This is a genomic window from Pannonibacter sp. SL95, from assembly GCF_026672425.1.
In the GTDB taxonomy this organism is placed as follows: Bacteria; Pseudomonadota; Alphaproteobacteria; order Rhizobiales; family Stappiaceae; genus Pannonibacter.
Genome location: NZ_JAPPRC010000003.1, coordinates 2,042,463 through 2,061,751 on the forward strand (window position 1 = coordinate 2,042,463; position 19,289 = coordinate 2,061,751).

Here is a 19,289-nt window from a genome sequence, read left to right on the forward strand (position 1 = left end):
CCCGAGGCCGCCCCCGGACCGGCGCCAGAGCCCAGGCTCGTCGCGCCATCCGCCACCTCGATCAGTTCAAGTGTTGCCTCCAGCCGGACGATGCGGCCTCCCGGCGGTCGTCTTCTGCAACGTGACGGACACCGATTTCGGCCAGTATTTCTTGCCGTCATAGCCGGATGTTCCGAACACCAGCGCCGCTGCCTTGCGCTCCCGGACAACCGATTTCAGCGTTTCGTAGGCGTCTTGCGGATCGCAAAAGCTTTCGTCGAAGAAAAAGGAGAAGCTGCGCTTGTCCAGATCCTCGCCGCCGTCTTGCAAGATAGGCTTGCCGCGCAAGACCTTGTGCTCATGCGCCGTGTTTTCGAGGGCCTCTGTTGCTGCGGATGGTCCCGTCATCACATTGGGAACGCCCATCGCAAGTTCGCCAAAATAGGCAAAGGCAGTCATCAGAACTCAAGCCTCCCGTCTTCGTCCAGCCGGCGCCGGATGAGCGCGACCAGGTCATCAGCATGGTCGTTGAGAACGGCAAGCAACGCGTCCCGGTCCGCAGCAGCGCCGCCGGCGATCGTCACCTGCGGGCTGTAGGTGATCTGGATTGAAGATCCGCCCCCGCTCTGGCTGGCGCCAGGCCCGCTAAAGCCAGAGCCAGAGCCGCGCACGACCGCGCTCTGGCTTGTGGCCAGCGGCTGTGGCGAAGCGCTTGCCATGGCAGGCAGGGCCGGGGCGCCCAGAGTTGCAGCCGCAAGCGTGGCGGCAGCTGTGCGGCGCATGGCATCGACCATCGGTCCGGGCCGGATCGATTGGGCCATCGTTTCAGAGAACTTCAGCCGGTGGATGTCAGACAGCGGCCCGACCTTGGCTGGCGAGGACGGCAGGTGATCACGCAAAGCCTGGGTCATGGCCCGCATTTCGGTAACGACCACATGTGCCCTGGCTCGCATGCCCGCCGCGATCGTGTCCATCATGCGCGCGCCGTGAACAGAAAAATCCAGCGCTTCGAGATGTGTTCGCGCGGCCGATACTGCCGTTGCAACAATGCCTGGCAGCGCAGCTGCCGCCACCTTGATGGCCGTGATCATCGCTTCGGTTGCAGCCATTGCGGATGGATCGGGCACACCAGGTCCGGCAGGCTGTGCCGTTGACCCAGGCGCGGAAAACGCATCAAGCCGGGCTGCCGCATCCAGCATCTTTTGCGCGGTCTCGGCAAAGGCTCCGCCGCCGGCCACGACCTTGGCCAGTTCCTCGCGGTAGGTTGCAAGGCTCATCTGGCCGGCCTGCAGGGCTTCCGTCAGCGCATAGCCCTGGTCGAAGTCCGATCCGAACGGATTGAGGGCCGAACTGGTGTTGGCCAGCGCCGACAGTTCGCCGTAAATCCGGTCAACGCCACGCGCGCCTTTTAACGCGTCGAAGGCGGAACGGGCCGCGTCGACGGCCCCGCCGACCACGTCGCTGAGCGCTGCGCCAAGACCTGCTGCCGCCTCCTGCATGGCTGTGAAGATCGCTTTCAGCCGGGACCAGCCGTCCTCGGCGACGCCCACCAGCCGGTCGAACGCCGATGCGACCCAGTCGGAAAAGCCATCGGGAAGGCGCGGAATAGGCAAGGTCAGATCTGGCCACTTGAATTCTGGCCACTTGAAATCGGGCCACTCAAAGACAAACAGCGCCTTGATGCCGGCCCAGGCCTCGGCAGCACGGGCCTTGATGCCAGCCCACAGCTCACTGAAATAGCCTGACAGCTGATCCCAGTTGTTCGCAATCAGTGCCAGCGGGTGCCAGGAAAGGTTCTCCTTGAACCAGGACCAGGCGCCGGCGGCCGCCGCCAAGATCCCGTCAAAGGCGGCCATCACCCGCGACTTGACCCAGTCCCAGGCCGCGCCGAACCAGGCGGTCACCTGATCCCAGTTCTGATAGACATACCAGGCGCCGGCGGCGAGAAGGGCGACCCCGGCAAGGACGGCGACAAGGGGAAGCGACAGGGCGGCAATGCCGCTGGCCAGCAGCATAAAGCCGGAGACGAGCTGGACCACGCCGGTGACGACACCCATGATCGTGCTGGCCAGTGGCAGGGCAATCAGCACCATGGCGAGGTTGTTCCATCCGCCCAGCATGTCGGCGGCATAGGAGAGCCACTCGGCGAGGATCAGGAACGTGTTCCACAGTCCCGTGCCGAAGGTCCAGATGGCTTCCAGCGTCGCGATGATGTTGCGGGAAATATCTTCCGCCCAGGCCTGAAGCGTTCCGTCCGCTTCCATCTGGTTGAAGGTTGTCAGCAGGCCTTGCAGCTTGTCCTTGGCCCAGTCGAACAACCCGGCATCGGCGATCATCAGACGGAACTTGAACCACATGTCCGACATGTTCGAGACCATGCCGTCCCAGGTTCGGGACAGCTTTTCAGAGGCTCCGGTTGCCCGTTCGCCCATCAGTTCGACCAGCTTGGCAATGACATCGCGGCCAAGCTTGCCCTTCGACGCAAGGTCCTGCAGCTCCGCTGCCGATTTGCCCGTCGCTTTCGACAGGAGATCCCAGACCGGAACGCCGCGTTCGAGCAGTTGAAGCGCTTCTTCGCCCTGGAGCTTTCCTTTGGTCCAGGCTTGCCCGACCGCCAGGACAATACCTGACAGGTTTTCCGCTCCGCCGCCGGACATGGCCATTGTATCAACCATCGCCTGAAGGGATCCGTTGGTCGGATCGATACCGAAGGTCTTGAGCTGGCGATAGGCTTCGACCACTTGCGGCAGCTCCAACGGGGTTTTTGCTGCAAAGTCGGTGATCCATCCCATCGCAGTCTTTGCCCGTTCGCCCGAGCCTTCAAGGCTTTCGAGCTGGACCATATAGGCTTCCATCTGCGCTGCCGGGCCGATCACCATATTGGCAGCACCTGCCGCCAGGCCACCGGCTCCCAGAGCCAGGCCGCCGGCAACGGTTGCCCCTGTTGCGATCCGTCCCAGGCCCTGACCCATCAGCGAAGCGCCCTGGCGCGCCCGGTCCAGCGCCGCGCGCAAGGAGAACGCCTTGCGGATGGCTGTTGCGATCTGGCCGGAAAAACGGGCCATAGCGGCACCCGCCTGGATGATCGGCGCCGAGATGCCGGCCGCCGACGTGCGGACCTGGACCATCAGCCGCGCCATCCGGTCTGTCGCAGCGGCCAGGCGTGTCTGGGCGGCAAGTTGCGGCCGGGCGAGATTTGCACTGGCCCGGCTGGCCTGTTCCAGTCGCTGGTTGGCACGCAGCAGTTTCGTCAGCCGCTGCGACGCCCGGTCGGTGAATTCGGCAACAATGCCAAGGCGCATGTCCGCCATTCAACGCGCTCCCTTGAGCCCCCTGGATCCGGCTGCGGACCGTTCTGCCGCGCGGCGCTCAGCCTCCGCGCGCGCCTCGTCAAAGGCGATCTGGTCTTCGTAAATTGCGAGGAACTCGTCCTCGGACAGATCGTCGAGGTAGCCCGGCGGCCAGCCCCGGTTGACGAGGTAGGTCTGGCATTCCAGCGAAGACAGCCTCAGGCCGTCTTCGCCGTCCGCTTTCCCTCGCCCTGGGGCTCACCCGCCTCATCGTCATCTTCGGCAGAGGCACCGCCAAAGACTTCCGCCAGCAGTTCGTTGGCATCCTGCATCGGGATGTAGGCACTGAAGTCAGCCTCGGTGATGGTCTCGCCATCGAAGCGCGACACACGGCAGATGTAGAGGATCTGCGCTTTGGCCAGATTGTTGCGGGCGAGCCGAAGGCAGCTGACCCAGGTGCCATGCTTGCGAAACTTCGGGAAAGACACCGTGACGCCGGTTTCGGGCAAAACGAAACGCTCATCGCCCTCATGAGCTGCCCGATAGGCTTTGAGGCGGTCAATGACGCCCGGGGCGGCCGGACCACCTTCGCCGGAGAAATGGTGCGGGCTGGCAGGAACGGCAGAATGGGTATGCGAGGGGGAAAAATCGTGATCGGACATGCTGGCCTCCGTGGCGCGGATTGCGGGTCCGGAGGGTCAGCCAGTCCGGACAGGTCAGGCAGATCGGTTCTGCCGGGCCTGTCCGGGTAAAGAGGGGGCGGCTCCAGACCGCCCCACAGTCACATCATGCGGTCCAGATATCGCCGGAACTGTTCCGGGCGGTGTTCGCGAAAACATCGATCTCGAGCAACGTCCGGTCACTGTCGTGGACACGCTGCGCCAGGCGAGAGCACGTGAACTCATAATCGATCTCGTCAAGGTCGCCGAGCTTGGCACCGCTTGCATCGGTCTTGAAGAAGCGTGCACTGACGATTGTAATGAGGGTGCAGGAGCGTTCCCGGTCGTGACCATCCGGACCGTTGACATCAAGACGCTGGTGCAGTTGCAGCTTGTGCGAGATCGTCGGATTGTAGAATTCCTCGGCAAGTTCCGGCTCCAGGGCCTGGAACTTCATCGATCCGGTCAGGGCTTCCAGGACCCGGGTGGGTGTCTTGTAGACCGCGACCTGTCCAAGGGTTTCGATGTCGACCGTCTTCCATTCGATGGACGGGATCTTGAACTCGCGCGCGATGCCGAGAAGGGAATTGTCTTCCTTGTAGACCTCGGCGTTGACGATTGAGGCGAACCGGCGGTAATCGGCCATTTTCTGTGTTCCTCGTTCCTGGAACCGGCCTGACAGACCGGCATCAGTTGGGCATTTTCATCCCCTGCCTGCGGGCCGCAGACGCACATGCGCGCCGTCAGGCCACCTGCGGGTCTGTCGTCGTGGCAAGGCCAAGCGCGTTGCGGATCAGGTCGATGTTGATCGACCGCTCGACCGTCAGCCGCTCCATCAGGCCAACCGGCGCATAGTCCTGGCGCCAGTACAGCCAGCCATCTGCGATGCTGGCGGGCGTGGTCTTCTTGCGGTCAAAGGAAAACCGGAAATCATAGAGCGCCGGATCCTTGCCGACCGTCTTGGACAGGCCGTAGGCGTTGATCCGGTCCTCGACCTTTTCCAGCGAAGCCGGGTTTGCGTTGCGGTCCTTCCACTCGTCGAGGAAATGAAGGATCGCCTCGTCCATCACGTCCTCAATGAATTGCACATGGATGAAGTTGCGCATGTCCGTGACGGTCGGATAGGCAGCGGACCTGTTGCCGGAAACATGGGGCCCTTTGCCCCAGCGCTCCTCGACCGTGACGATGCCCGCACCGCGCAGTTCCTGGACGTCCGACGTCTTGTCTCCGGGAATGTACAGCACCTGCTGCGCGGCCTCCTCAATGCCGGCAATCGGCCTGTTCGAAGGGGAATGGTGGTAGCCATATTCCATGACACTCGACAGCATGACGCCGGCCAGATGTGCGGAATAGGCGTCAGCAATCGGCTTGCCGGCGGTTGACGAAGCCGGATCAAGGTTCACGACCTTCATATGCGGCCAGCACAGGATCGCGCGGCGATCGCTGGTCTGCCAGTCAAAGCTCCCCGACGGCCCGCGGGCTTCGATGACCTGCTGCACGGTGACGCCGAGCGGCGCGTCCAGAAGATAGCGCGCCCGGATCCGTCCGGCGATCACACCAAGTTCTGCCCGCACACCGCTCAATCCGTCGAAGCCTGTTGCCAGCAGGATTTTGGGGAACCAGCCATAGGCCTGATAGCACGAATAGGCGAGCTTCAGGCCGGACGGATTGCCGGCCGCGTCGAAGGTCCCGATGATGTCGAGGGCAGTTACTCGCGAGGGATCGGGCGTGTTGGCTCCGTCCTTGTGCACCGCAGGATCAAAGACGTTGACCACACAGATCGTGCCGATGCCGGCGGTTCTCGCCTTGGAGAACATGGCGTTCAGCTTCTGCGGGATCGTGTAGCCGTCCCGCACCGGGCCGAAATGCCGGGTGATGTCGGACTGGCGCCGGATCAGGATCGGCTTGTTGATATAGGCCGCGCGCGCCGCCGGGGTTGCGTGGACTTCATGGATCGGTGCTGTACCGATCAGAAACGCGGTCGCCGCTTTCAGTTCGCGGACGAGAAGGCCGCCTTCGTCGACATCGACGACTTCAGGTCCGAAGTAGCGTTCCGAGCTTGCCATGTTACGCGTCTCCGTTGCTTGCCTGGTGGGCCGGCATGATGAGGTTCAGGGCTTTCCAGCCGGCGACAGCCGCATGCCCCTCCGGCAGCAGGTAGTCCTGTCCGGGGCACAGCGTTTCTTCAAAGAATGTGACGGTGTTTCCGTCCGTATCCTTGCCCCGCAGGGAGACGGACTGGACCGGACCAAGATACGTGTAGGTGGCAAAGCTGTGGGTCGGTTTGGCAGGCATGGCCTAACCCTCCTCCTGAAAGCGGGTGAGCGGGATACGGGGGCGCGCCGGCGATTGCTCGGCGGCAACGGATGCGACAACGCAGGAGACGTCCACCTGCCATTCCCATTGGCCGGCGGCCTGGTCGGTAAGCCGTTCGCTCATCATCTTGAGCGGCGTTGCCCCTTCCAGGGCTGTGTTCTGCAACCACTGGCGCATCGTATCGAGAATGGGATAGGCGGCAGCGCCGCCATTCAGGTCGCCGAGGTAAAGGACGATGGTGAACCTGAGTTCGCGCGATTGACGGGCAAGGTCCATGCCATTGCCCTCGCCATAACGTGCGCCGGAATAATGGACCAACGCAGCCGCGCGCATCTTCGCCGGGTCGAAGGCTTCCGGGTTACCCGGAAAGCTAAGCCACGTAGAACTCCGATGGCAGGCACCGTTTCAGCCGGGCGATCAGCTGCGTTTCGATGGACTGGATCACGCTCACCGCCAGCCCTCCAGCATGGACGGGGCGCGGGCAGCGGGGAAACTGCTAGGCGATCCGGTCTGTCTGTCCCGCGCCGCCGCCAGGCAAGCCGCCAAGCCCGTCGCGCCCGGGCCCGAGGTCCGTCTTGCCGTCGCGGATGCCTTTCAGGAAGTCCATCACGTCCAGGTAGCGGGCACGCGTCACGTCATCCACTGCGCCTCGATCGGCAACACGGTCGCGCAGCCAGTAGACGACGAGATCCGCCGCCGCACCTTTCAGGCTCGCGGGCATATCCGCGCAAGGCACCGCGCCAAGCGCTGGGAAGCGGTTCAGCACATGTCCGTCTATCAGGCTCTGGGCACGCCGGATCTGCGCGGACAGGCGGTCCCGGTCGAGGGTCCGGCCACCTGCGGAGTTGAACCCGCCAATGCCGGCCAGGGCGATGAGATCTTCCTCGCTGTTGAGCGCGATCAGCTCGTCCACCGTTAGATAGCTGCCTGTCGTCATCGCTTTTAACGCTCCCAGGTCCCTGGACCGGACGCCTGATTGTCCGGATCAATCCGGCTTCTGTGCTTTTGCCGTACGCTTGCCGGATTTCGTCAGCGCGTCAGCTGCGCGCGCCGGTCCATCGTGATCCGGTCCGGCTTCATCATCGCCAGCTTCATCAGGGCCAGCTTCATCAGGGCCAGCATCAACAGGGCCAGTTGCATCGCCAGCCGGGACATCATCGGCAGGGACATCATTGACCTGGACAGGTGTGACGGGCTCCCCGATCACCTTGAGCATCAGCAGCGGTCTGGCCTCTACAGGCGCCAGGTCGATGGTGTTGTGATCGGGATCATCCGGCGCATAGCGGACCCGGTTGTGCCGGACGGCAGCCAGGACGGGATAGGTCAGCGTATCGGTCATGGTCTCAGCTCCTGGTTTGAGGGATCAGGCCGCATTGCGGATCAGGAAACCGGCCCGGTTGGCCACGATCAGCTCGCGCACTTCCTCGCCGGAACGGACGAGCTTGCCGCCCCGCAAGCCCATGTTGGCCGGAAGCGTGCCGGCGATCTTGGTACCCAGCTGAGCGGTGTAGCCGAAGGTCAGTCCACCGGTGGTGTCAGCCGTCCGGTTGATGAACTGGCCTGCAACGATATTGTCCCAGACCCGGGCCAGAACCGGCGCCTCGCCTGGACGCTTGATGTTGACGCGGCTTTCGCCCACCAGAACACGCTGGACCTCCAGGAGTTCGGCAATCTGCTGCCGCGTTGCCCGGCCCTGGTCGCCGGAGTTTCCGTGCACGGCCTTGACGACCTTCGGGTGCTTGCGCAGGGCACGCCAGGCGCTGAAGCCCAGTGTCAGCTGGTTCGGCCGCTGCCAGCAGGTCGCCATCAGATCTTCGATCACCGTGATCGGATCGCTCGCAGGGTCCGTGAAGATGTCGGCACCGGCCAGGGTCTCGACGTGGTCGGGGTGATAGTTGGCCGGATCCTTGACCAGACTTGCCGTACGCACTTCGCGGTCGAGCAGGACAATGTCCGCCGCCCGTTCGGTCGCCCGCTTGTCCGGGTCCCACTTGTTGCGCTGAGCCTCGGCGATGGTCTTGTTGTCGAGCGGGATGTCGATGCCATATTCCTCGGTACTGGCCTCCCGCTCGCTGCCGGAGATCTCCACCTGGTTCGGCGCCGAGCGGCGTCCGACGCGGGTGTCGGGCAGTGTGAAGGCTTCCGCCTCGTCGTAGACCTGATACTTGAAGGTTGCGGCCGGCGCGGGCACCCGGGGCAAGACCTGGTCGGCGATCAGGTTGTAGTCCGGGTTGGAATAGGCGATGGCAATCGCGGTCAGGACCGCGCTTTCGGTAAACTGGTCAGTGGCGCTGGACATGGCTGCTTTCTTTCAAAGAAGGTTTGGGACTGCAGGGAGCGCTGCGGCCAGCGCGGTCAGGACCGCGCTTTCGGTAAACTGGTCAACCGCGCAGCGTTGCGGGCTGGATCAGGACATGACCGATGACGCCGAGACCACCGGCGCTCATCGCGCGGCCAATGATTGGCAATGAAGCGCCAGCCCCTGGGGCAGCCTTGATCGCGCGGCCGTTCGCATCACTGGTGAGCGGGTCGCCATAAGCCACCGTGCCTCCGAACTCGACTTCACGGATGTGATCGAGACAGACGTCAATCCGCTCGCCGGTGCCAGCCGCGCCCCTGATTGCGGTCGTGCCGAGCAGCACCGCCCCGATGCCGGCGAGGGCAACGCGGCCTTCCGCGCTGCCGAAAGTCACAAGACGCCGCTTGCCGATCGGGCCGTCTGCGGTGAAATTCTTGATCAGACCAACATGCATGCTGGTGGCTCCTCATTGACAACAGAGCGGCTGGACATCAGCCGGATATCAGACAGGGTGGGCCTCAGGTCCTGAGGCCTCGCGTCTTCTCGACATGGGTGACGGCATCGGCTGCCGAGACGGTGATGCCGGCGGCCCGCTGCGTTGCCTGGAAGGCAATTGCTTCGCGGGCGAGGTTTTCTGCGTCATTCGCAGACGCTTCCGGGGCATCCCCCATGTCCGTCTCGCCGAACTCGACGATCTTCGGAGCGGTCTCGAAAAGCGACTTCGCCAGATCAACGAGACCCGTGGTGACTTCGGATCCGTTTTCGGAAAAGGAGATTGCAGCGGACGACGCACCGGCGAGGCCATCCAGAAGCGCCACCAGCTTGGCCTTGTGGCCAGTGGCAAGCTGCCCTGAGGCGATCAGGCCCTCGGCAAAGCTGACATTTGCGCCGTGACGCTGTTCGGTTTCGCGGGCATTGAGCGCATCTTCCCTAGCCCGGAGGGCGGCTTCGCGGGCAGCCAGATCCGCATCGGGGGCGGGAGCGGATGAATGAGCGGGCGGTGTGGTGGTGGACATGATCGGTTCCTGTGAGATCGAAACGGTTTCAGGACTTGCGGCAAAGGCGGCTGGCTGCGGCGCCGGCAGCGTGCCGGCCTCGTCGATCCAGCGGATCGTGTAGTCCGGCATGACCTTGTCGGCGGTCTCTGCATCGCGTGTCTCGATCAGCCATTCCCTGAAGCGGCGAAAGAGGCTCGCCACATCGCGGAAGGCTGGATCAGCAAAGGAGACCACCTCGACCGTGATGATGTCAGCGGCATCTGTGAAGGACACCGGCTTAAGGCCCGGCACGGCGGGGGCGGCCCCCCCTAGAAACCCGACATGTTTGGGGTAAAGCGCATCGCCGGCCGGGTTGGACGGGGCGCCTGGCACATGGAACGACATCGAGATTTTCTTGTAGCGGCCGTCGGACACTGCCGAGGCAAATCCGGGTTCCAGTTCGCCGACTTCTGCGATCAGCCGCTCAGCGTCCGCGTCATAGGTGAAACTCTTTACCCAGCCATAGGCAGGCGCATCCGTCCTGGGATGGCCAACGACCACCGGGACTGGATTGTTCTCGGCATCATACCGGTCTGCCAGCGCCGCCAGGTCGCTGGCACTGGCGGTAAAGGACGCACCGGACATGGCCGTGAACGTTCCTGGACGGAACACTTCGATCTTGCGGGTTGAGGTCGCCTGCGGCACGGGCCGTCGCTCCGGTTTTGGTCAACTGGAGCGACATTGTCAGTGGCGGGAGGGATATGCGCCGGAACTGTTCCAGAGGGCATCAGGGACACGTCTGATGCTGAACATACGGTCAGGTAAGCGGCACCCTATCCGGGAGCCAATTGATGCGCAACCGGCCGGAGCCTGGCGGGTGCCATCTGAGGACCGCCATCTGCAAAGGCAGGACAGAAAGCCAAAGGCCTTTTCCCGGGCTTCTAACGCGGCCTTAACGGCGGGTGCGCCGATGGGGCGGAAGGCAGCCTTCGCGAGCGGCCTTTACGAATGCTGTGCCGCCGGATCCAAAGCGGTTGACACTACACCAGCAGGTTGGTTTCTATCGCCAGAATTCAACCAAAGGGGAAACTCATGAATCTTTTTGACGTTCTTGCATTCCTGGGCGTTCTGATCTTTCTCGTCGGGCTGTTCTACGTCTTTTTCATGACAGGGAAGCGCCTACGCGGCGTCGGCATCATCGTGATTTCACTTGCAGCCCTTGCTGCGGGTGCATCCATGTCGGAGAACAAAAGGGCACAAGATGCCGGCTTTGCCGATGCAAACGACCTGCGCCTGGCGACCCAGGCTGGCATAACGGATCCCAAGGTGTTCGCCGACAGGAAGGCGCAACTTCTTGCCGATGAGGCAGCTAGACTTGCCGCAGAGAAGGCGGACAAGGAACGGCAAAAACAGGCCGAAGCTGAAGCCAGGCAGAAGGCTGAGGCGGAAGCCTCGGCAGAAGCTGCGGCAAAGGCCGCAAGAATGGCGGCAGAGAATGAGTTCTTTGCTCCCCCAGCCGAGCAGGTGGCAATGATTGCCGCCATTGAAACTGCAAAGGCTCAGTTCCAACAGGCGACAAACGACCTTGCCAAGGGTGGGGTGCGTCGAGAACGGGCCAAGGCAATTTGTGCTGCGCAAACATCGCGCAAGATCAAGAACTGGTCTGGTACCGTAGATCAGCTAACGACCAACGGTGATGGTTTGGGTGTTATTTCGGTGAAGCTGTCTGAAACTGCGGCGGTGAAGACCTGGAACAACTCACTCAGCGATATTGGGAGTAACACGCTGATCGATCCCGATACAGCGTTGTTTCAAAAGCTCTCTAATCTAAAGGAAGGTACCCGCATTCGCTTTTCCGGTGAGTTTGTGAAGCCAGCAGAGAAGACGGACTGTTTCTGGGAAAGCAGCATGACGATGTATGGTGCGATGAGTGAGCCGGAGTTCATCTTCCGCTTTACAGACATACAGACCATGCCGGAGTGAGTTTGCGATCCGCTGCATTTCTGCGCGGGGCGCTAGGGCTAAGGCGCGCGACTTGAACTGCGGTCTTTCACGCCTCGAGCCAGGCCAGCAATGCATCTCTGACAGCTTCCTCATCGCCCCGGCCGATCCCGATATAGGGCCGGGGCGGAATGACGGCCTTGCGAATGAATGCGGGCCTGTTTCCGCCGCGTCCCATGGGAACGGCAAGCACGGACGCCCGGCGCGGCCGGATCGTGGCACCAGACTGCATCACCATCACCTTCGGATGATTGAGGCGGGTACCGACTTCGGCCCGCGTCGCATTGTGGACCTGATGGATCGAGCCGAACAGCTCGCCTCGGTCCCGAAGGATGCCGCGCTTGTTGCGGCGGCTGGAGAGCGTCAAAGGGGAGAGCGGGGCCCAGGGCGTGCCATCCGGCGCTATTTCCCTCTGAAACCGGTCGACAGTCTGATCATAGAGCGTCAGTCCGATGATCCGATGCGCCGCGGCGCGGTCACCAGTCTTGCCGATCAGGGCCTCAATCTCTGGCCCGATCCGGCTTGTCTCGAAACGGAAGGTCAGCACTTGAGTTTTCCTCCGCAGTACCTGGCTGATTGCGGCTGAAGCAAAGAGCCTGTAAACTTGGTTTTGCGACAGGAACGTGGGCCGGCGCAGGCCTCCTTTCCGTTCCTGCGCCGGGCGGTCTGCGTCGACCGCCCTTTCTCATTCCCCGGTGTTGCTCTTGTCTGTTTCCCTTCGGTACAGAAGCACGCCATGCCGCCAGGTTTCGATCTGGTTGAAGTTCGGCCGGCGTTTGCCTGACTTGCCAGACTCCGCGTTGTAGGCTGTGGTGCCCCGCCATCCGAAGCGGCTCCATTCGAAAATGATCAGACCGGCAAGATCTGGCGCGGCCCGAAGGTAGCGGCGTTTCAGGATCCAGGCGTTGCGGGCGGCATGCCATTCCCAATCAATCCAGATCTCGTCCGGATCTTTTAGGGCTTCCGCCAGTTGAACGAGGGCTGTGGCCCGGCTCGAACTTGGCAAGCCACGCGGATTGACGAGCTTGCTTGTCCCATCTGGCCGGCGGAACAGATCGTCAGAGATCACAACCGCATGCCCTGCCTTGTCCCGGAACAGTTCCGGTGTGTCGGGACCGGTGTCAAACTCGGCAAGGAAGGCTTCCACATAAGCCTCTTCGGGAAGTCCGGAAGCAAGCTTGCGCGTCTTGAGAGGCCGGGCGATCGAAGCCATCTCTGGCAGCTGGACAATCCCTGGCAGCTGCATCTGTGTGCCGAGGGGCTGTTGCAGTTCACGCGGCACCAGGCCGCTCGCCCAGGATCGTCCAGGCGCATAGGCCCAGCCCATGTCGACGCCCTTTGGATAGTCCAGGATCTGCCCGGTTGCCGGATCCGGTCGGCGTTCGGTCTCGATTGGCGGCGAGGGGTCGGGCCCGTCCTTGCCGAGCGTCTTCAGCTTTGCCCGCGAGACAGGCCGCACCCCGCAGCCGCATTTCCAGCCATTGGGCGGATAGTAGGTCTGCCACCATGGATCATCTGCCGGCAGGACAAGTCCGCTCCAGGCTTCGTGATCTTCGCGCGGCGTATCGGGGACCCGCGCCAGGCCATGGACATACTCCCAGTAAGGATAAACCTTCAGCACATCCGGATCGGTCATCTGACGATAGCGGCCGGCGGCATGGGCAGATTTCAGGTTCGTCTCATAGATCACCCGTGCCCGCCATTCACGCCCGCCCTTGTGATCCCATCCGTGCCGGCGGACGATCTCGTCGAACCGGTCAATGAAGCCTGGCTGGTGAACGCCCGTCTTGTCGAGCCAGCCATTGAACGGCAGGCCTTTGGCAAGGGCGTCATCGATCGCGGCCTGAAAGTCCTCGATCAGGGCGTCCCGCGTCGCACCGGCAACAACGAAGGCACGGTCGTGGGCATGGTGCAAAAGATCATGCCAGTGGTTGGTCGGCAACCTGATCTTCTGCCGATGGAAAGCGATGGCATCAGCAAGCGGGCCATGATCGCTGTTGCCGTCATCGGCAAAGCTGGTGCTTCGCGCCTCCGCAGCACCCGCAGGTGAGGACGTCAGAAGTTTTTTTTTAGCCTTTGCCGGCGGCGGTAAACGACGGGAGAACGCCGGTCTCGTCCTGCACATCGGCCCGGCCGTTCAGCTCTGCCAGGGCAAGTGCATCGCCGAGGATGTTGCCCAGTGGATCCGGCTGAAGCCGGCCATATGCCTCCAGCAAGGCTTGCGATGCGTGACTGTAGTCCTTTACCCCCGAAAGGGTCTCGCGCAATGTGCCGATCCACCCGGTCAGGGCCGGTCCGGCGAGATCGGCGACCTGGTCGACAAGATAGGATGTAGGGTCACCCTCACGTGCGGCCGCAGCGTCGGCAAAGGCAGTCGTCAACGCATCCGCGCCAGGGCTGGCCGCAAGGTCCTGGCGGGAAAAGCCGGTCACCGGCGTTTCCATCACATCTGCCAGCCAGGCTTCGACATCATCGGGCTCAAAGCCCTCACGGCGCAACTCGTTGAGCAGACCGACCGCACCCCGCTGGCGCTCGTGCCGCGACTTTTTGAGGGCTTCCTCGTCCTTTTCATTGCTCGGACGTGGCCGCCAGACAGACGGGGGCGTGGCGCCTGGCCAGTTCAGTTCGGTGATCCAACGGATCAGGGTGTCATTGAAGGTTTCCGACAAGGCATCGGCGTCATCGTCAATGATGGCTTCGGTTTCGTCCGCATGGGTTTCCGACGCGGCCCGGGCGCCTTCACCCTTGACGCTTGTGGAGAGCGTGCTGCCAAGCACGACTTCCGAGGTCTGTTCGTCCCAGTAGCGCACCCAGGCTTCATAGCTGGCGTCACCGCTTCGTTTTGCTTCCAGAAACTCGACTTCAGTGCCGATCGGTGCTGCCAGCGCGCCATTGGAAACGAGATCGCGCAGCAGCAGAAGTAGACGATCCTGCTCACTTGCGGCCGTTCCGGCCGGAAAACGTCCGAAAGGCGTGGGGGCAGCGAACTTCTCAAGCAGAACCATCCAGGAGGCGACACCCTCACGCTTGAACAGCACATGCCAGAACAATGTGGAGCCAAGCCCGAGGCCGTAGGGATTGTTTCCCTCGGCATCATACCGGTGAACGATGAACTTGCGTTCCGGCAGCTCGATCCCTTCAAGTCCGCTTTCCCGGGTCAGGAGCCGTGGACGCCAGTCCGGGGCAAAGCGGAAACGAGCCTGGTCATGCGCCTTGATGGCCTTCGGCGCGATCAGTCCGTCCTGGTCCAGGTGCCAGATCACTTCCGCCACCGCATAGCCCTTCAGGATGGCCTTGAGCAGATGCTTGCTGATCCCGTCGAAACCGATCCGCTTGAGCATCCTGGTGATCGCCTCGGCAATCTCCAAGTCGAGAGGTTTATCTGGATCCGCCGTCGTGACGTTCCAGCTCCGGCGCGTCACTTTGGTAAAGCGCTTGCCCAGGACCGTGCGGACACGGCCATCCCGCAAGACCTCATCATAGAGCTTCAAACCCTTGGCTGCGCCCTTTTCCCGGATAGTTGGGTCCTGAGGCTCCAGCACATTGGAAAAGAACGGAATGGTGACATCATTTGCGGGCGTTGCGATGAACTGTCCGCCCTGCGGCGGCACAGCACGCGCGCCAGCGGGGATCCCGGCAGACTTACCTCGAGCCATGTCTTTTTACTCCTGTTGCAGGAACAGTGCGGGCGAAATTGGCTCCTTGCGGCCGGTCACTTTGCGGCACTTCACAGCCGGTACCCCCCGAAGCGTCCGGACGCCGGTCCTGATATCGAGCCCGCCCCTCCAAAGGCCGATGCCGACCTGGAGCTTCCTGGAGCCGTTCTAAATGTGTTGGCAGTCAATGCGCTGGCGGCTTTTGCGACCGCATTGCTCCAGAGCATTTCCAGACAGTCCGGACCGTCGTCGTGATCGGCGTCCGGCCACTGTTGCAGCTGATCGACCAGAACCTTGTGCGCTGCATTGAAACGGATGAGACCCGCATGGACCGGCGGTTGCAGCCGTTCGATCCGCAGCGCCTTGTCCGCAAGCGGAACAATGGGAACGCAAGGCATGGCAAGCCCGGCACGCGCTGCAGCCTTCATCAGGTCGGTGCGCAACAGTTCCTGGAACTGGACACTTTCGACAAACCACAACTGACAGGCATAATCCCGCTGCAACGCAATGGCATCGGCAATGATGACGTCCGGCAAGCGGCGGCGGATCGAAGCCTCGACCACATCCAGCACCTGTGTTTCACGGTCATAGCCGCCGATCAGGATTGCCGAGGGATCACGATGCCGGTTGTTTTTGCCAAGCGAAGGGTCGATTGCACCGAAGAACAGCCAGTCCCGCTTCTTTTGCACCCACCATGTCAGATCCTGGAACGGATTGTCCCGGGACACGGGTTTGTTCTGATATTCGCTTTCGAACGCGGAATGTTCGCCGGCCCGCTCGCGCATCAGGTAGAGCAGCGTGTGATTGTCGGGCCAGTTCAGTTCGGCGCCACGCTCCATGTCCTTGGCGTTCGCCTGGTACCATTCGTCTGCAGCTGGCTCATCGGTGAGATACAACTCTTCCCAACGGTCCCAGAGGTCCATGCGATCCGGCCATGTAAGGATGGCTCGAAACTCTGTGGCCTGCCATTGTGGCTTTCGGGAAAACCGGACGATGACGGCATCATGGTGCAGGACGGTTCCGGCATAGAGCACGTCCATGGAACCGTCAGGGGGCCCAAGTTTCAGAACAGCCTTGGAGATCCATCCTTCCAGCTTGTCGCGCTGCTTGGGATTGGCGACATTCTCGTCGTTCTCGACATCGTCCAGGATCGCAAGATCCGGGCGAAACGGGCCATGACGACGGCCACGGATCTTTTTGCCTGTCCCGAACCCTTCGATCTTGACGTTGTTGCGCGTGACGATGTCGCCCTCGCGCCAGACACGACCCTGGCCGAAGACGTCGGGAAAATCGTATTTCAGCCTGGGATTGACCTCCAGTTCGGCCTTCAGCGCTTCGAGCATGACGGCAGCCTGTTCGAAGGCATCCATGATCAGGACAATGTAATGCTTCAGGCCGCGCACGACGCACCAGAGCGGGAAGATCAGGGAAATATGGGTCGACTTGGCTGAGCCGCGCGGTGCGATGACCAGCTTGCGTTGACCATGAGCGGTTTCGACCATTGACGGCAGGTCGGCATAAAGATGATCGTGCAAGCGGCTGGCAGGTTTCGACAGATAGTGCGGGAAATAGGTTTCGGCAAAAAACCTGTAGCCGGTTCCGTCCGCCTGAACTTTGGCCAGCCGTTCACGCCGTCGTTCCGGATCTGCGGGAAAAGCTTCGACCTCAAGTTCGATCTTTTGCCGGAACAGATCCGCAATCTCGGCGATGCTTTTCCGGAACTCGTTTGCCTTGAGCGGCGCGCCGGGGCCATGCCGTGGCGAGATCATCCGTAAACCTCCGCAAGCCGGTCTCCAAAGGGTTCGAGGATTTCGACGAACGCCGACGAATGCTGCGGAAACTCGATCCGGACAAACTCCGCCAGACGGGAAAGCACGTCATTGGCAACGCCCAGCTCGGACAGCTTCGGCGCAACGCGGCCGGCTGACGAGACCATCTTGTTGAAGGCGTCAGATAGCGATGCCATCAGCTTGACGCGGTCTGCGGCCTGGAGCGTTTCGGAAGACTTGACGTCTTCGACGGTCGCTTGGAACAGGATGACGAAATCCTCGACAACGGATGCGACCACTGTCTCAAGGCCCTCGCCGGCGAGCATGGTTGCGGAACGGGCAACGTCCCAGTCATCCCCATGCTGTCGGGCATCCTTCTTCCAGCGCCGCAATGTGCTGTCAGAAATGCCAAGCGCCAGGCAGATGGTCGGCACAGACTGGCGCTCGAAGATGAAGCGTTTGCGAGCCTGCCGTTTCTTGTCTTCATCCCGTGCCATCAAATGCCAATCCCGTGGTATCAGGCCTGTCACACACCGATCTTGTCCTTGACGAAGGCAATGCCGATCGAGATCACACCGGAGGCGACAACCGAATTGGCAAATGTGCGCCGTTCAACGGTGCGCAAGCGTTCGTCCTGGCGCGTAATCTGCCCCTCAAGACCGTCGACCTTCTTGTCGATCCCGATCAGGAGGCCTTCGATCTTGCCGAGGCGCTGGCTGATATCATCGCTCATCATCAGGGCTCCTGGATCAGCGGGCGTTAAGCCGGAGCCGGTCTAACGGCCCAAAGCTGATCGTTGTTAAGAGGCGCTAGCGCCGGCTGTGAAAGAAGCCGCGCGCAACCTTTTCCATGGGACGGGTGAGGAAATACGCAGCGACAATCCAGCCTGCCCATTCGTCGAGGGGGGCGGGCAGAGCTGCGACGTTCCAGGTGAAGTGAAACAGGCTATCTGCGACAACAGCGCCCGACCAGATAGCAATGGGCCAGGCGAAGGCTGGCCGGATCAGGGCGGTGACCCACCAGCCCTGTTCGGCCAGGACTATGTCGCGTGCTGCCTGCCGGACCGCCAGTTCCGACCGGACGGTTTCTACGGTCACTTCGGCGCGCAGCTTGTCGCGGCCGTTCTCGATATCGGCTTTGCGTTCAAGATGGCTGAGGATGCGATCGGCAACGCCACCACCAAGGCTGCCAACGAGCCAGATGCCAAAACGGAACAGGAGCGTCATCCGACATGCCTCCAGGTCTTTGCGTCCTCACGCCGCCGGCGCTTGATTTGCCAGGCGATAACAATGACGGCGAGGCCGGTCAGCGCAAACACGGTCCATGTGTTGCCGGTCACCAAGTCGAGAAGCGGTTGCACGTCTGCGCGAATTGAACGGATGAGATCGATGCCGCCGGAGACCTGACCCGCCAGGTCAGAAAGAAAGCCGCGCTCGCCACTCTCAAGTCCGCCGGCTGCCGCTCCCGTGCCGGTCAGTGCCATGCCGATGCGCGACAGCCAGTCCGCCTTGCGAACCGTCTGTGATCCCTGGCGGCGAAGGTCCTGGACAGTAAGCCCCTGGCGTTCAGCATTCGGTTCGACAAGGCCGGATGCCTTGGCGAGCATTTCTTCCGTCTTTGGACCGACAATGCCATCAGCCTTGAGGCCATGCTCGACCTGGAACGAGACCACCGCACGACGTGTCGCTGGCCCGAAGTCGCCATCGGCCCTGACCACGAACCCCAGTTCTGAAAGGCGGGATTGCAGGGCCTTCACGCGGTAACCGTCTGCGCCAAGGCTGAGCGACGAGGGGCCTCACTTGCGGGTTCGCTCGCGCCGGCTGCAGCGCACAGCTCATTGTAGGCTGCCACCATTCGCCCGGCATAGTAATCCACCTGTCCTGGACCGTTGTAGCGCCGTGCGACCGCACGAAAGTCTTTGGTTCGCAGCGCCTCGGCAAGCCCGCTGCGAAGCAGGAAAGTCAGAAAGGCATCGATCTGGGAAGCTTCGCTCGCAGCCATTGCCTGGACGAAGGCAATCACTGAATCAAAGCCACAGATCTTGTGATTGAAGCCCATGATCTGGGCTGATCCGAAGCTGACCGACATCAGCGCGGCTCGCTCATCGAGCGCGGCCATCTGCTCCAGGCGGTCCCAGCGCTGGTCAGAACCAGCGCCTCCAAGTCCTGCATAGTTCGCCTTCGACCATTTCGGTGAGGCGAGCCCCATGGTCATCGCCCTGGCGCATTTGGATTTCGGCAGTTCGCGCCAGAAGACGTGACGTTCTGGCAGAATGATCAGCCGCCCCTGGGCATCGAATGGCTCTCCGCCGCTTTCGACGTCGAGGATTGCGTGAAGGACATT

General features: G+C 62.1%; 21 protein-coding genes and 1 pseudogene. 1 reads left to right on the top strand and 21 read right to left on the bottom strand.

Annotated features, from left to right (window positions below):
* Window positions 1-66: 66 nt before the first annotated feature.
* The 12 genes and pseudogenes from OVA12_RS10315 to OVA12_RS10370 all read right to left on the bottom strand — a co-directional run bounded on the left by OVA12_RS10315 (window position 67) and on the right by OVA12_RS10370 (window position 10,225).
* Window positions 67-438, bottom strand: coding sequence for a phage tail protein (locus tag OVA12_RS10315; RefSeq protein WP_268136910.1), 372 nt, complete (start codon window positions 436-438; stop codon window positions 67-69).
* Window positions 438-3,290, bottom strand: coding sequence for a tape measure protein (locus OVA12_RS10320; RefSeq protein WP_268136912.1), 2,853 nt, complete (start codon window positions 3,288-3,290; stop codon window positions 438-440). The genes OVA12_RS10315 and OVA12_RS10320 overlap by 1 nt, the downstream gene beginning before the upstream one ends.
* Window positions 3,291-3,487: 197 nt before the next feature.
* A complete protein-coding gene (locus tag OVA12_RS10325) occupies window positions 3,488-3,931 on the bottom strand; it encodes a hypothetical protein (protein ID WP_268133637.1) in 444 nt (147 codons plus the stop codon).
* Window positions 3,932-4,055: 124 nt separating this feature from the next.
* Window positions 4,056-4,574: a phage major tail tube protein gene (locus tag OVA12_RS10330; RefSeq protein ID WP_268133635.1), complete on the bottom strand. Its 519-nt coding sequence runs from the start codon at window positions 4,572-4,574 to the stop codon at window positions 4,056-4,058.
* A 97-nt stretch (window positions 4,575-4,671) separates the two neighbouring features.
* Window positions 4,672-5,994, bottom strand: a complete 1,323-nt coding sequence (locus tag OVA12_RS10335) for a phage tail protein (RefSeq protein WP_268136913.1) — start codon at window positions 5,992-5,994, stop codon at window positions 4,672-4,674.
* 1 nt (window position 5,995) lies between these two features.
* The gene (locus tag OVA12_RS10340) at window positions 5,996-6,223 is read right to left on the bottom strand and encodes a hypothetical protein (RefSeq protein WP_268136914.1); all 228 of its coding nucleotides are present in this window, start codon (window positions 6,221-6,223) and stop codon (window positions 5,996-5,998) included.
* A 3-nt stretch (window positions 6,224-6,226) separates the two neighbouring features.
* Window positions 6,227-6,604: pseudogene (locus OVA12_RS10345) on the bottom strand (Gp37 family protein); the annotation flags it as partial.
* A gap of 136 nt (window positions 6,605-6,740) precedes the next feature.
* A complete protein-coding gene (locus tag OVA12_RS10350; RefSeq protein ID WP_268136915.1) occupies window positions 6,741-7,181 on the bottom strand; it encodes a DUF1320 domain-containing protein in 441 nt (146 codons plus the stop codon).
* 48 nt (window positions 7,182-7,229) lie between these two features.
* Window positions 7,230-7,583: a hypothetical protein gene (locus tag OVA12_RS10355; protein WP_268136917.1), complete on the bottom strand. Its 354-nt coding sequence runs from the start codon at window positions 7,581-7,583 to the stop codon at window positions 7,230-7,232.
* Window positions 7,584-7,607: 24 nt separating this feature from the next.
* Window positions 7,608-8,543, bottom strand: a complete 936-nt coding sequence (locus tag OVA12_RS10360; RefSeq protein WP_268136919.1) for a capsid protein — start codon at window positions 8,541-8,543, stop codon at window positions 7,608-7,610.
* Window positions 8,544-8,625: 82 nt separating this feature from the next.
* On the bottom strand, window positions 8,626-8,997 hold the full coding sequence (locus OVA12_RS10365; RefSeq protein ID WP_268133628.1) for a hypothetical protein: 372 nt from the start codon (window positions 8,995-8,997) through the stop codon (window positions 8,626-8,628).
* A 64-nt stretch (window positions 8,998-9,061) separates the two neighbouring features.
* Window positions 9,062-10,225 carry a hypothetical protein gene (locus tag OVA12_RS10370; RefSeq protein WP_268136921.1) on the bottom strand — a complete coding sequence of 388 codons (1,164 nt, stop codon included), beginning with the start codon at window positions 10,223-10,225 and terminating at the stop codon, window positions 9,062-9,064.
* A 387-nt stretch (window positions 10,226-10,612) separates the two neighbouring features.
* On the opposite strand from OVA12_RS10370, the gene OVA12_RS10375 reads away from it, so the two are divergent.
* Entirely contained in the window at window positions 10,613-11,503 is an 891-nt protein-coding gene (locus tag OVA12_RS10375; RefSeq protein WP_268136923.1) for a hypothetical protein, read from the top strand.
* A gap of 67 nt (window positions 11,504-11,570) precedes the next feature.
* On the opposite strand, the gene OVA12_RS10380 is transcribed toward OVA12_RS10375, so the two are convergent.
* The 9 genes from OVA12_RS10380 to OVA12_RS10420 form a co-directional block, all read right to left on the bottom strand.
* Window positions 11,571-12,068: a phage virion morphogenesis protein gene (locus tag OVA12_RS10380; protein WP_268136925.1), complete on the bottom strand. Its 498-nt coding sequence runs from the start codon at window positions 12,066-12,068 to the stop codon at window positions 11,571-11,573.
* 138 nt (window positions 12,069-12,206) lie between these two features.
* Window positions 12,207-13,463, bottom strand: coding sequence for a PBECR2 nuclease fold domain-containing protein (locus OVA12_RS10385; protein ID WP_268136927.1), 1,257 nt, complete (start codon window positions 13,461-13,463; stop codon window positions 12,207-12,209).
* Between the two features lie 127 nt (window positions 13,464-13,590).
* Window positions 13,591-15,177 carry a DUF935 domain-containing protein gene (locus tag OVA12_RS10390; RefSeq protein WP_268136929.1) on the bottom strand — a complete coding sequence of 529 codons (1,587 nt, stop codon included), beginning with the start codon at window positions 15,175-15,177 and terminating at the stop codon, window positions 13,591-13,593.
* A 71-nt stretch (window positions 15,178-15,248) separates the two neighbouring features.
* On the bottom strand, window positions 15,249-16,946 hold the full coding sequence (gene terL / locus OVA12_RS10395) for a phage terminase large subunit (RefSeq protein WP_268136930.1): 1,698 nt from the start codon (window positions 16,944-16,946) through the stop codon (window positions 15,249-15,251).
* Window positions 16,943-17,443 (bottom strand): DUF1804 family protein, encoded by a 501-nt coding sequence (locus tag OVA12_RS10400; protein ID WP_268136932.1) that lies wholly within the window; start codon window positions 17,441-17,443, stop codon window positions 16,943-16,945. The genes terL and OVA12_RS10400 overlap by 4 nt, the downstream gene beginning before the upstream one ends.
* A gap of 29 nt (window positions 17,444-17,472) precedes the next feature.
* Window positions 17,473-17,679 (bottom strand): hypothetical protein, encoded by a 207-nt coding sequence (locus OVA12_RS10405; RefSeq protein WP_268133621.1) that lies wholly within the window; start codon window positions 17,677-17,679, stop codon window positions 17,473-17,475.
* A 76-nt stretch (window positions 17,680-17,755) separates the two neighbouring features.
* Window positions 17,756-18,172: a hypothetical protein gene (locus OVA12_RS10410; protein WP_268133620.1), complete on the bottom strand. Its 417-nt coding sequence runs from the start codon at window positions 18,170-18,172 to the stop codon at window positions 17,756-17,758.
* Window positions 18,169-18,702, bottom strand: coding sequence for a peptidoglycan-binding domain-containing protein (locus OVA12_RS10415; RefSeq protein WP_268136934.1), 534 nt, complete (start codon window positions 18,700-18,702; stop codon window positions 18,169-18,171). The genes OVA12_RS10410 and OVA12_RS10415 overlap by 4 nt, the downstream gene beginning before the upstream one ends.
* Window positions 18,699-19,289, bottom strand: a 591-nt coding sequence (locus OVA12_RS10420) for an N-acetylmuramidase family protein (protein ID WP_268136936.1), incomplete at its 5' end; no start/stop codon positions are given. The genes OVA12_RS10415 and OVA12_RS10420, both read right to left, overlap by 4 nt.